Here is an 11,953-nt window from a genome sequence, read left to right on the forward strand (position 1 = left end):
GTCCCCAAATCGATCCTTGAAATTATGCGCCAAGCTCCCCCAGGCGCCCAGCGCGGCTTGCGTGATGGGGTGAAAACCACGTTATGATCGGGGACTTACGCCGCTTGCCCTGGATGTGGACGATGCGCCGACTCACGCTCTGCCTGCTCTTGTTGTTGGCTCCGCTCGCCGCTCTGGCAACGGACCAGCTGGCCGACGGCGATCATGAGAGCTGCGTCAGCAGCAACTCGGCAGCACGCGGCAGAACGCCAAATGGCGAGGCACCCGCCGCGTCGCGCGCACCAGCCCACAAGCCTGCACCCGCCTCCAATGGCGGTGGTGGCGAAGGCGATGCGTTGTTCCCACGCATGCGCATGATGCCGCGCTGGCACAGCTTCCTGCCGGGCATGTTCCGCTGATCCAGTGGGTGTTGCGCTGGCTACGCCGGCCACCTGCTGCCCTTGACGATGTACTGTGGCAGGCGGTCTGCACAGAGTGCGCCTGGGTTGCCGCGCTCGATCCGCCGCGGCAACACCGCCTGCGCGCACTGACCACGCAATTCCTGCAGCAAAAGACCATTTCGCCGGTGCATGGGCTGACCCTGACCCCGCACGATGCCGTGCTGCTGGCGGCCACCTGTTGCCTGCCGCTGTTGAACATCGGCGCCGCCGGCTGGCGCGGCTGGTCGCAATTGATCGTGTATCCGGATGCCTTTCGCGTGCAGCGCACCCACATGGATGCGGCCGGCGTCATGCATGCGTGGGACGACACCCTGATCGGCGAGGCCTGGGAGCATGGCCCGCTGATCGTCAGTTGGGCCGATGTGCAGGCCGATCTGGCCGACCCCACCGCTGGCTTCAACGTGGTGGTGCACGAGATGGCGCACAAGCTCGATGCACTGGATGGCGCGCTCGACGGCACGCCGCCGCTGCCGGCAGCGCAGTACCGCGACTGGGCACGCGATTTCCAGCAGGCCTATACCGCGTTCTGCCGCCAGGTGGACGCCGGCACGCAGACCGACATCGACCCGTATGCCACCGAAGCGCCCGAAGAATTCTTCGCCGTGCTCAGTGAGTATCACTTCTCCGCACCGCAGGTGATCGCACGCGAGATGCCGCGCGTGGCCGCACATCTGACCCGCTTCTACGGCGCCTCGCCGTTCGCGCACACGCCGCCAAACTGAAGTAACACGACGGCCACGGCATCGCTTGCGATCACTGCCGCAGTGCCGGCAACGCACGCGCACCTGATACGCCGTGCCGCAGGTTCTGCATCATCGTGACTGCATTGGTTTGCTGCCTTAGACCAGCCCAAGATTGCGCGGCCTGGCGCCGGGGAATACCCGCTCCAGCTGCGATGGCGATAGCCCCCACAGCCGGCCCAACAGGCCACCAAACAGGTCGCGGTAGTTGTTGAGTACCGGGTAATCGCGGTTCTGCAGCAGTTGCGCCTGCGCCACCGCGACCTGCTCGCCGGCGATGCGCCCGCCATGCACGGCGCCGCCCAGCACCCAGTACGCGGTGCCGTGGCCATGATCGGTGCCCTTGCTGCCGTTTTCGCGGAAGGTGCGCCCGAACTCGGAAATCACCACCACCACGGTGTCCTGCCATGCCGGTCCCAGCGCGTCCGCATAGGCGGCCAGGCCCTGCCCGAGGTTGCGCAGGTTATTGGCCAGCCCACCTTCGACGCTGCCCTGGTTGGCATGCGTGTCCCATCCACCAACATCCACAAATCCCAGCCGGTAGCGGTCGCGCATCAAGGTCGCCATGCGCCGGGTCTCGTCGGCAAAGGTGCGTGCGCTGGCCGCACCGCGGCCGGCCTGTTCCATTTCCTCGCGCAGTTGGGTGGTCACCTGCTGCCGCAACGCCAGGCCATCGCGCGCGGCCGCGGCCAACGGCGTGGCGCCATACATCTGCGCCAGGATCTGCGCCTGGCGGTCATCAAGGCCGCGCTTGCCAATGCCCTTGAGCGAGACATTCGGCAGATCGCCGGCGCCCTGGAACGTCAGCGGCAAGGAATCGGTAAAAGCGATCGCCGGCACGCCGCTGAGCACACCCGACAATCGCGCCATGAAGCCGGAGCGGTAATCGCGGCGCTGCGTGGCCACCTGGCCGGATTCGATATCGTCCTGGGTTTCGAAATGGCTGCGCGACAGATCATCGGTACCGGCGAACGGCACGAACGCCAGTTGCTTGCGTTGCCACAGCGGCAGCAATGACTCGCCCACCACCGGGTTGAGACCCCACTGCGCATCCAGTGCCAACGCGCTGCGCGGATTGTTGGTGTCTGGCCGGGCGATCGCCAGCGTCGGACGCGCCTGGTAGTAGAAATCGCTGCCATGCGGCACCAACAGATTGTTGCTGTCGTAGCCGCCGCGCAGGAACACCACCAGCATGCGGGCGCTGTCGCGTGGGGCAGCAAACAGGCGGCCGCTCCACGGCAGACTCGCAGCGGCAGCGGAGGCCAGCAAAAATTGACGTCGTTGCATCGGTGCACCCCCGCTCAGCGATAGTTGAAATCCGGCGAAGACAGCAAGAACCCATTCCACTCCTGCGGCGTGCACGCCTGCTCCAGCGCCTGGCGCGTCTGCACCGACAGCGACGGTTGCAGCCAGCGGTATGCGGGGCGCGCATCGATGCGCGTTATTGGTGGTTTGCGCGCGTTGCTCAGCTCTTGCGGCACATCGTCACGTTGAAACAATTGCACCGGCGCGCTGCCCAGCGTGCGTGCCACTTCGAAGCGACGCGCCAGCTGCCCGGAACTGGTCCAGGCCTGCGATTGCAGCGACCATCCATCCGGCGTGATCCGTCCGAACAACGGCTCACCGAGTTGCTGCACCCAGCTCACCATCGGCGCGGCATTGGTGATGACTTCCCCGTCGTAGGCAAGCCGCATCGCCGACACCACCAGACGATTCGGGTCCTTGAATTTGCGCGGTTGCGCAGTGGCAAATTCCGGTGCGGCGAGCATGGTCTGCATTACTTGGGCGATGTCGCCGTCGCTGCGCTGGAACGTGGCGGCCATGCGCTTCACCAACGCCGCAGGCGGCTTGTCGCTGACGAAGTATTCGGCGAGCTTGTGCGAGATGAACTGCGCACACGCCGGCTGCCGCACCAGCAGTTGCACAGCCCGCTCGATCTCATCCAGGCCGCCACCGGCAATGCGCTGACCCAGCAAGGTCTTGTCGCCGGGCTGATGACGGGCCGGGTTGAATTCGAACAGCCCCTTGCGCACGACCTGTGCTTGATCCTTTGCGGGCGGCGGCACCAGGCCCTCGCGTTTGACCTGCACCAGGCCGGCGCCAGTGAGTATCAAGGCCAGCTGCTGCACATCCTGCTGCGTGTAGCCGCCATCCACGCCGAGCGTATGCAGCTCCATCAGCTCACGCGCGTAGTTCTCGTTGACCTTGCCCTTGGCATTCTTGGCGTTATCCAGATACTCCAGCATCGCCGGGCTCTGCAGCGTGGCCATCACCAGATCGGCGAACTTACCGGTGGCATTGGGGCGGATGGCGGTTTCCATGTAATCGGCGGCCATCCACTTCACGCGGCCCTTGTCGGCATACACGCTGAAATGATTGAGCCAGAACCACACCAGTTGCTCGCGCATCTGATCCGGCGCATACACCGCGCGCAATAATTGCGCCTGGCGCGCCTGGGTGAGCATCTGCCCACCGCGCGCGCGCCACTGTTTGCTCGCGGCCACCTTGTCATCGCCATCGGGCATCGCCTGCAAACGCGCCTTGTCGGCCTCGTATTGCACCAGCAAGGTGTCGAGCGGGGTATGCAATGCATCGAACTGCTGCAGCTGCGCGCGCACCGGTGCAGGCAACGCTGCATCGTCGCTGGCTTGCAGCAGGGCCGCGCTGTAACGCGCCTGGCCCAGCCGCAGCAACTGCGCCACGTTCTCCGCACTGGCACCGTAGGTAGCGCGCTGCAGCCATTGCAATTGCTGCGGTGTCGGCGCCGGCGCGGCGGTGGCCACCGCGCTGCAGACAAGCAGCCAGCCCGCGGCAAAAACGCCAACCCAATCGCGGCCGCGTATCACCCGCGCGGACGTGGCAGCTTCACTCTGCATGGCGTCGCTCTCCATCGTGGCGGCCGAATACCGGCCCAGTATGGTCAAGGCAACGCGTGAGGCGTTAAACGGTTGTCGGTGCGCCGCGCGGCAGTCGCAACGGGTTCATGCGACCGTGGGTGTCAGTTACAAGCCTGGCGGCAGGGTGACTTCGAAGCGTGCGCCGCCCAACTCCTGCGAGCGCAGCACCTGCAGCTCGCCGCGGTAGGCCTTGATCAGGTCCTGCACGATCGACATGCCGATGCCATGGCCCTGCACACGCTCATCGCCACGCACACCGCGCTGCAGGATCTTGGCCACATCTTCCGGCGCAATGCCGGGGCCATCGTCTTCCACCGACAGAATCATGCCGGCGCGGCGGCTGCCCGTGGTCGGGCCCGGCTGCGCGGTCAGCAGCACGCGGCTGCGCGCCCACTTGAAGCCGTTCTCCAGCAGGTTGCCCAACAGCTCCTGCAAGTCACCAGGCTCGCCGTGGAAACGCGCATCGGGCGAAATATCGAATTCGCACAACACGCCCTTGGCCGCGTAGACCTTTTCCAGGCCACGCACGATTTCCTCGGCGGTCGGCTCGATCGGCAATGGCGCGGCAAACAGCTTGTGGCCGCTGGAAGCAGCGCGCGCCAACTGGTAGGACACCAGATCATTCATGCGGCGCAGTTGCACGTCCATTTCTTCGTGCAGATCGCGCTCGGAGGCGCCGCTGTCCAATTGGGTGCGCAGCACCGCCAGCGGCGTTTTCAAACTATGCGCCAGATCGGCCAGCGTGTTGCGCTGGCGATCCAGGTTGTCGCGCTCACTTTCGATGAAGGCGTTGATGCTTTCGGTCAGCGGTTCGAGCTCGCGCGGATGCTGTTCGCTCATGCGTTGGATCTCGCCGCGCTGCACCTTGGTCAGCTCGTTGATCACTCGCCGCAGCGGGCGCAGGCTCCACTGCAGGATGAAGGCCTGCAGCACCAACAGCACCACACCGGCACTGCCCAGGTAGAACCACACCGCGCCGCGGAACACGCGCAACTGCGCGCCCATCGAGCGCGCATCTTCCATCACATAAATGGTGTACGGGATCTCGCCGCCGTTCTCGCGCTCGACATAGCTCACGCCCAGACCGTAGCGATAGACCTGCCCAGGGCTGCCGTCGATCTGGGTCATTTCCATCGGGCCGATGAATTCTTCCTGCCGCGGCTCCAGCATGCGCCCATGCGGAATGCTCGGCCCTTCGGCCGATACGGACGTATAGCTTTCATCAGGTCGCACCACTTCCACATACAGGCCGCCGCCCGGCACGTCGAAGCGCGGGTCCGGCGGCTGGCCGCCGAGATACAGCGAGCCATCGCGGACGAAGTCGATGTTGTAGGTGTAGGCGTTGGCGTAGTTCTTCAGCCGCTCACGCAGATTCTTCTCTGCGGTGTCGGCGAACGCCACGTCGAGGGCGTAGCCAGCCAAGGCCAGAAAGGCCACCAGACTGAGGCTGGCGGCCAACAGCTGGCGGGCCTGCAACGAGCGCGGCCGCCAGCGCCGATACCACTTGGAACGTCCCGACACTGGCCGATCGCCGCTGCGCTGACTCAGCCTTCGGTACGCGGGATGGCGAAGCGGTAGCCGCGACCACGCACGGTCTCGATCGGCTTCAACTCACCATCCGGGTCAAGCTTCTTGCGCAGGCGACCGATGAACACTTCCAGCACGTTGGAGTCGCGGTCGAAATCCTGCTGGTAGATATGCTCGGTGAGGTCGGCCTTGGAGACCAGTTCGCCGGCATGCATCATCAGGTATTCCAGCACCTTGTACTCGTAGCTGGTCAGATCCACATTGGCGCCGTTGACGCTCACCGTCTGCGCAGCAAGATCCAGGGCCACCGGGCCGCATTCCAGGGTCGGCTTGCTCCAGCCAGCCGCACGACGCAGCAGCGCATTGACGCGCGCCAGCAACTCTTCGACGTGGAACGGCTTGACCAGGTAATCGTCGGCACCCTGCTTGAGGCCTTCGACCTTGTCCTGCCAGCTCGAACGCGCAGTCAGGATCAGCACGGGGAATTTCTTGCCCTCGTCGCGCAGCGCCTTGATCAGTTCCATGCCCGACATCTTGGGCAGGCCCAGGTCGATGATGCCGACATCGAACGGCACTTCACGGCCCATGTAGAGACCTTCTTCGCCGTCCTGTGCAGCGTCAACAGCAAAGCCTTCGCGCTTCAGGCGCGCGGCAAGGGTCTCGCGCAGCGGAGCTTCGTCTTCGACCAAAAGGATACGCATGCACTCTCCCTACTTACGTTGTGTGGCCACAGGCCAGGGGATTTATGTCACTGAACGCAGAAGTATCTGCGCTTACTGGTGATCGGCGCGTGGTGGTGGCGGCGCGTCGGACGGAGATGGTGCCGGGCTGCGTGCATTGGCAGGCGGTGGTCCGCCTTGCCCGCCTTCGGGGTGGTAGACGATATGCACGCGGCCGCGTTCGTCCATGTACTTGACGCGCGTCAGCCGGCTATCGCCAAACGGAACACTCTCCGCACCAAGAATCTGTCCACCGGTAGACCGCTGCACGCGGCGAATGGTGTCAGAGAAAGAGCGGCTGTCGCGCGGGCCAACGCCTTCGCGACCGGCCTGCGCCATCGGATATCCCTGGCCCCACGCGGACGGCGCGACCACAGCAACCCAGAGGGCCACCAGGGCGAGACGACGGGACGTGTGGAAGGGCTGGGTCACGGATGAATCCTAGCGGGTTGTTCAGAAACATTCAAAATTCGTGAAACCGGCACCGTGTCACACCAATGCCAGCCGCAGAAATCGAGCCAAATTCTTGATTTTTCGGGGTGAATCCGATCTGAACTTTTTAGCTCGGTGTTAACGCCATTCAGTGAAATGAACATCTAGACGGCAATTCCGGGAAAGGACTGGAGTGGATAGCTGGCGCAATCGCGATGGCGCATGCCGCTGGCATGCCTCAACCGTACAGCAGCTGCCCATGCCCGAAAGATTGCAAAAACCGGGCCGAACTTTCGTCTTGGAGGTACTGACTGTTCAGGCAGCAATACGCCGCGCCTGATCGTCGGTGCGCTGTGACGCCTGTTCCACCAGCTCCCAACCCGCGCCGGGGCGATGGGCGCCCTCGCTCAGCACCTGGCGGAACACCCGGCCGCCGGGCTGCCCGTGGAACAAGCCGAGGATGTGCCGGGTCATGTGCTTCAGGGCCAGCCCCTGATCCAGTTGCGCCTGCACGTAGGGCTGGTAGGCCTGCAGCAGGTCTGCGCGCGCGCGCTCGGGGCGCCCGGACAAGGCCGCCTCCAGCTGATGCAGCACGTACGGGTCGTGATAGGCGGCCCGGCCCAGCATCACTCCGTCGGTGTGCTGCAGATGTGCCAGGGAGGCCTCGACGCTGGCGATGCCGCCATTGAGCACCACCGGCAAGGCCGGACGCTCCTGCTTGAGGCGGTAGGCCCAGTCGTACCGTAACGGCGGGACTTCGCGGTTCTCTTTCGGCGACAGGCCCTTGAGCCAGGCGTTGCGCGCGTGCACCACCACCATGGCGGCGCCAGCGCCGACCACCTGGTCGATGAAGCCGGCAAACACGGCGTAGTCGTCATCGTCGTCCACACCCAGGCGGCACTTGAACGTAACCGGCAGGGCGGTGGCCGCGCACATGGCCGCGACGCAATCCGCCACCAGCGCCGGCTCGCGCATCAGGCAGGCGCCAAAGCGCCCGGCCTGCACCCGATCGGACGGGCAGCCGCAATTGAGATTGATCTCGTCATAACCCCACGCCTGGGCGATCTGCGCCGCCTGGGCGAGCAACGCAGGATCGCTCCCGCCCAGTTGCAGGGCCAGCGGGTGCTCGACCGCATCGAAGCCGATCAGGCGCTGGCGATCGCCATGGATCACCGCATTGGCGTGCACCATTTCCGTGTACAGCCGCGCCGACGGCGCCAGCAGCCGGTGGAAGACCCGACAATGACGGTCGGTCCAGTCCATCATCGGGGCGACGGACAGGCGCAGGGAATCGGCGTACGCAGCGGGAGGGGGCAGAGTCATCGACGATGGGCCGCGCAACCGGCGGCCTGGAATGCGGAGCAGGATCAACAGCTTACACGGCAGGCGCTGAATCTGCGGCAGCGCGGCGTGCATGCTGGCGCCCCTTGCTGTCGGGCCCTGCTCGAGAATCAGCTGTTCGCTGCGCTATGTGATCGACCCTACCTGCTGGCCGAGTTCGAACAGTACGCGCGCTTGTGGATCCCGCTGGTGACGCGCTGTGGCGGCCAGCATCATGGCGACTTGCTGCCGTCCGAAGGGCGAACAACAGCGTCGCTTGCCGCGTACGAGCGCTATCGGAGCGCTTCACTAGAGGACGCCGAGTGCCTGGCGGCGTTTGCGTATGCCGAGCACACGCGGTGCATCATCAGTGACGAGCGGAGCTTCTTTCGTCCGCTACTGGGGTGAGCGCTGCGGCGCTCCCCATCACCGTCCGCCTTAGCTGCGGATGCTGGCGCGTTCTTCAACGCTGAGCGGCTTGCCGAGTGCGTGGTACGAGGCGACCAGCGTGATCAGGGCGGTGCCCATCACGGTGTAGAAGCTCCACGACTTGGCCAGCAGATGCACCTGACCGAACACCAGGGCCACGACAGCTGTCGCGGTGCACAGCACCATGGCCAGCAGGGACATCAGAAACGGGATGGAGGGATCGAGCTTCATGGTCCGGGTGTTCCAGGGTGCGATAGCTCCAGCATCGGCGTTCGCCGACCTTTCTTGAAGGATTTTTTGAGGTTTTTATCGCCGCTTTTTTCGCAAGTCAGCGAGCGCTCAGATAAATGTCAAACCCTTGGCGTGCAAGGGTTTGCGCGTCAGAAATTCCCTGACAGCAGCGCAGAAAAACGACCACGCGTGTCGGCATTCCAACGCACGTGCGGCGGAAAACCGACGGTGTTGCTGGTGAGATTTGGTCGGCGGAAATCGGGGTGGTCGACGGGCTGCGCGCCACCGTGGATGTCTATGCCGGAGCGCCAGATCATTGCAACGGTGCAAAGAGGAGCCAGCAGCAGGGACCCTCATCCCTGGCTGTCGCCTGGCGTGTTGCGGGGGCGGGACGACATCACCAACCCCGAAGTCCGCCTGCGGGATCGTTCGGCAAGCACACGAACGAGCGCCCTCTCGCACGCTGAAGCGCTGCTGCGCCTTCAGCGTGCCGGCGCGGTGGCGAATTCGCCGCGTTGCAGCTTGGTCACTTCATTGCCCTGCGCATCCTTGATGCTCAGGTCCGCTCCCTTGGCGGCGAGATCCTTGAGCACGTCGGTGCGCTGGAACAGCGCGGCGTACATCGCCGCGGTCTGGCCGGCATTGTTGCGCTGGTCCGGTGCGCAGTCGGCCTGCATCAGCCGTTTGGCGATGGCCAGCTCGCCCTTGAAGATCGCGCCCATCAGCGCGGTATTGCCACGCTTGTCCTGCGCGCACGGGTCCGCACCGGCCTGCAGCAACTGCTCCACTGCCGGGGCCTGGCCGTGATACGCGGCCAGGATCAACGCGGTGTAACCCTTTTCGTCGCGCGTATTGAGGTCGTAATGCGAGCGGATGAATTCGCCCAGCATGTCCTGACGCCCCTCACGCGCGGCGTCGAAGAAGTAGGTCTGCAGCTGTGTCTTGATCTGTGCAGGCGTTGCCGCCGCGGTCGGCGCCTTGGCCGCGACCGGTGCCGGCGAGGCAGCGTTGGCGGTTACGGCCAACGCCGACCACGCTAGAAACAACAGAGTGCGCATCTCGCTCTCCCGAAACGAAGGACGGCACCGCGGCATGGCGCCGCGATGCCGTCGGGTGGATCAGTCCTGCAGGGTCGACGCGAGCTGCTTCACGCGTGCCAGATCGCCCTTGGCCACGCGGGTGACGCCTGCGCCGTACTCGGGGTCGGCCTTGTACAGGAACGACAGCACCAGGTGCTTGCTCTCGGTGTCGGTGGTGGCCAGCGACTCGCCAAAACTCTGCACCAGATCGGCGCGATCCTTCTTGCTGTAGGACCGATACAACTCACCGGCCTGCTTGAAGTTCTGCTCGCGGGTGATCTTGGCCTGCTGGGTGGTGCCCGACAACGGCAGCTCGCTGTAACGGGCGGCGGTGTCCTGCGGACGCGGTTCAAGACGGCTCGGCTCGTAGTTCACGCCGCTGGTGGTGTGCCCGGTGTTGGCTTCGCCGTCCTGGTTGCCATTGTTGACGGCCACACGCGGACGGTTGACCGGCAGGCTCAGGCCATTGGTACCGATGCGGTACAGCTGCGTGTCGGCGTACGAAAAGATACGGCCCTGCAGCAGGCGGTCTTCCGACGGTTCGATACCCGGCACCAGATTGGCCGGCGCCATCGCGACCTGTTCGGTCTCCTGGAAGAAGTTGTCGACGTTCTTGTTCAACACCATCTGGCCAACCTTCTGCTCCGGCACATCCGGCCAGATCTTGGTGGCATCGAGCGGGTCGAAGTCAAACTTGGCCAGGTCGTCCGGCTTGAGCACCTGCACGTACAGGTCCCACTTCGGGTAGTCGCCCTTCTTGATCGCACCGACTAGATCGTTGGTCAGATGGCTGTAGTCCTTGGCCTGCACCGCGGCGACCTGCTTGGGGTCGAGATTCTTGATGCCCTGCAGCGTCTTCCAGTGGAACTTGACGTAATGCACCTCGCCTTGCGCGTTGACCAGCTTGTAGGCGTGCACGCCGTTGCCATCCATGAAGCGATAGCCGGCCGGGGTGCCTTCATTGGAATACAGCAGGGTCAGCGTGCGGGTGGATTCGGGCACGTGCGAGAAGAAATCGAAACGACGCGAATCATCGTCCAGGTTGGTGCGCGGATCCGGCTTGAACGCGTGGACCATGTCGGGGAACTTGATCGCATCGCGAATGAAGAAGGTGGGGAAGTTGTTGCCGACCAGATCCCAGTTGCCTTCGCTGGTGTAGAACTTGGTGGCGAAGCCGTGCGGGTCGCGCAGCGTTTCCGGCGAATGGTTGCCATGCACCACCGAGGAGAACCGCACGAACACCGGGGTCTTTTCGCCGGCGCTGAACACCTTGGCCTTGGTCAGGTTGGACAGATCGGCAGTGGCGGTGAACTCGCCTTTGACGCCGGTGCCGCGCGCATGCACCACGCGCTCGGGAATGCGCTCGCGATCGAAGCGCTGCAGCTTCTGGATCAGCTGCACGTCCTGCAGCAACGTCGGGCCGGTGGCACCGGCGGTCTGCGAATTCTGGTTGTCACCGACCTTGGCGCCGTTGTCGCGGGTCAGGACGGATTGGGCGAAGACCGGCGGGGCGATCAGCGTGGGGGCTAGCAGGGCTAGCACCATGAGGGATCCAGGGCGCATGGCGTCAGCTCAAGTTGAAGGTGCTGAATCATGGCTAGCCAGCTGATGCGTGAGAAGTCGTTAGTTCTGATAGCTGCGATAGGGGAACATGATGATGACTGCGTAGCGTGATATGCATCGCCAAATTCATCGGCAGCGTGTTGCAGATCGTCGCTGCATGCTTCGTCTTTGCGTTGAGCATCTCGCGGCGATGGTCAGCAGCTGCCGTGCGTTGCGTGCGCTGCGCGCTATAAATGCTGCGCTGCACGCATGCGTGCGTGCCTGGTCAAGACGGTGACTTACTTGGCAGGCCTGATCAAGGCAGCGATACGCGGATGTGCATGCGAATGGCAATGCAGACACGCATTTCTCAACCGCGCGACAGCGACATGCCGTGCGCTTGCAAGACGCACGCTCCAGCGTGCTGCTCGTCTACTGCATGGAGCAGTCTGTCTCGCGTGCATGACCTCACGACACGCCTGCCAGCTGCTACTGATGCCGCAATGATCATCATGGCTGCACGCGAGACGCGCTCACGCCCACCTCGCCAAGCAGTAGTGTGGATGCGCGGATGTGCATCGTGCCTGGCATCGCGCA

The 11,953-nt window shown here is 64.3% G+C and carries 12 protein-coding genes; 2 read left to right on the forward strand and 10 right to left on the reverse strand.

What is annotated here, in order from left to right:
* The first annotated feature begins 83 nt into the window (after positions 1-83).
* Entirely contained in the window at positions 84-398 is a 315-nt protein-coding gene (locus ACCQ09_RS20340; protein WP_040942016.1) for a hypothetical protein, read from the forward strand.
* Positions 399-406: 8 nt separating this feature from the next.
* The gene (locus ACCQ09_RS20345; RefSeq protein WP_040942017.1) at positions 407-1,162 is read left to right on the forward strand and encodes a M90 family metallopeptidase; all 756 of its coding nucleotides are present in this window, start codon (positions 407-409) and stop codon (positions 1,160-1,162) included.
* Positions 1,163-1,279: 117 nt separating this feature from the next.
* On the opposite strand, the gene ACCQ09_RS20350 is transcribed toward ACCQ09_RS20345, so the two are convergent.
* From ACCQ09_RS20350 to katB, 10 genes are all read right to left on the reverse strand, one after another.
* Positions 1,280-2,467 carry a DUF1501 domain-containing protein gene (locus tag ACCQ09_RS20350; protein ID WP_040942018.1) on the reverse strand — a complete coding sequence of 396 codons (1,188 nt, stop codon included), beginning with the start codon at positions 2,465-2,467 and terminating at the stop codon, positions 1,280-1,282.
* A gap of 14 nt (positions 2,468-2,481) precedes the next feature.
* Positions 2,482-4,071, reverse strand: a complete 1,590-nt coding sequence (locus ACCQ09_RS20355; RefSeq protein WP_011039014.1) for a DUF1800 domain-containing protein — start codon at positions 4,069-4,071, stop codon at positions 2,482-2,484.
* 111 nt (positions 4,072-4,182) lie between these two features.
* Positions 4,183-5,553 carry an ATP-binding protein gene (locus tag ACCQ09_RS20360; RefSeq protein WP_197708571.1) on the reverse strand — a complete coding sequence of 457 codons (1,371 nt, stop codon included), beginning with the start codon at positions 5,551-5,553 and terminating at the stop codon, positions 4,183-4,185.
* Positions 5,554-5,621: 68 nt separating this feature from the next.
* Entirely contained in the window at positions 5,622-6,305 is a 684-nt protein-coding gene (locus ACCQ09_RS20365) for a response regulator transcription factor (RefSeq protein ID WP_002808458.1), read from the reverse strand.
* Between the two features lie 72 nt (positions 6,306-6,377).
* Positions 6,378-6,698 carry a hypothetical protein gene (locus tag ACCQ09_RS20370; protein WP_223648076.1) on the reverse strand — a complete coding sequence of 107 codons (321 nt, stop codon included), beginning with the start codon at positions 6,696-6,698 and terminating at the stop codon, positions 6,378-6,380.
* Positions 6,699-7,070: 372 nt separating this feature from the next.
* A complete protein-coding gene (gene dusA, locus ACCQ09_RS20375) occupies positions 7,071-8,078 on the reverse strand; it encodes a tRNA dihydrouridine(20/20a) synthase DusA (protein WP_228428221.1) in 1,008 nt (335 codons plus the stop codon).
* 435 nt (positions 8,079-8,513) lie between these two features.
* A complete protein-coding gene (locus tag ACCQ09_RS20380) occupies positions 8,514-8,735 on the reverse strand; it encodes a hypothetical protein (RefSeq protein WP_014506215.1) in 222 nt (73 codons plus the stop codon).
* Between the two features lie 149 nt (positions 8,736-8,884).
* Positions 8,885-9,052, reverse strand: a complete 168-nt coding sequence (locus ACCQ09_RS20385) for a hypothetical protein (RefSeq protein ID WP_154727161.1) — start codon at positions 9,050-9,052, stop codon at positions 8,885-8,887.
* Positions 9,053-9,217: 165 nt separating this feature from the next.
* A complete protein-coding gene (locus ACCQ09_RS20390; RefSeq protein ID WP_011039020.1) occupies positions 9,218-9,793 on the reverse strand; it encodes an ankyrin repeat domain-containing protein in 576 nt (191 codons plus the stop codon).
* A 60-nt stretch (positions 9,794-9,853) separates the two neighbouring features.
* A complete protein-coding gene (katB, locus tag ACCQ09_RS20395) occupies positions 9,854-11,359 on the reverse strand; it encodes a catalase KatB (RefSeq protein WP_014506212.1) in 1,506 nt (501 codons plus the stop codon).
* Between the last annotated feature and the right edge of the window lie 594 nt (positions 11,360-11,953).

Origin of the sequence: Xanthomonas sp. NCPPB 2586 (assembly GCF_041475775.2) — a bacterium.
In the GTDB taxonomy this organism is placed as follows: Bacteria; Pseudomonadota; Gammaproteobacteria; order Xanthomonadales; family Xanthomonadaceae; genus Xanthomonas; species Xanthomonas campestris.

Bases quoted from the DNA above. Each gene is read 5' to 3' on its own strand.
- ACCQ09_RS20340 (WP_040942016.1), top strand. From the start codon at position 84: ATGATCGGGGACTTACGCCGCTTGCCCTGGATGTGGACGATGCGCCGA.
- ACCQ09_RS20350 (WP_040942018.1), bottom strand. From the start codon at position 2,467: ATGCAACGACGTCAATTTTTGCTGGCCTCCGCTGCCGCTGCGAGTCTG.
- ACCQ09_RS20355 (WP_011039014.1), bottom strand. From the start codon at position 4,071: ATGGAGAGCGACGCCATGCAGAGTGAAGCTGCCACGTCCGCGCGGGTG.
- ACCQ09_RS20365 (WP_002808458.1), bottom strand. From the start codon at position 6,305: ATGCGTATCCTTTTGGTCGAAGACGAAGCTCCGCTGCGCGAGACCCTT.
- dusA (WP_228428221.1), bottom strand. From the start codon at position 8,078: ATGACTCTGCCCCCTCCCGCTGCGTACGCCGATTCCCTGCGCCTGTCC.
- ACCQ09_RS20380 (WP_014506215.1), bottom strand. From the start codon at position 8,735: ATGAAGCTCGATCCCTCCATCCCGTTTCTGATGTCCCTGCTGGCCATG.
- ACCQ09_RS20385 (WP_154727161.1), bottom strand. From the start codon at position 9,052: ATGATCTGGCGCTCCGGCATAGACATCCACGGTGGCGCGCAGCCCGTC.
- ACCQ09_RS20390 (WP_011039020.1), bottom strand. From the start codon at position 9,793: ATGCGCACTCTGTTGTTTCTAGCGTGGTCGGCGTTGGCCGTAACCGCC.
- katB (WP_014506212.1), bottom strand. From the start codon at position 11,359: ATGGTGCTAGCCCTGCTAGCCCCCACGCTGATCGCCCCGCCGGTCTTC.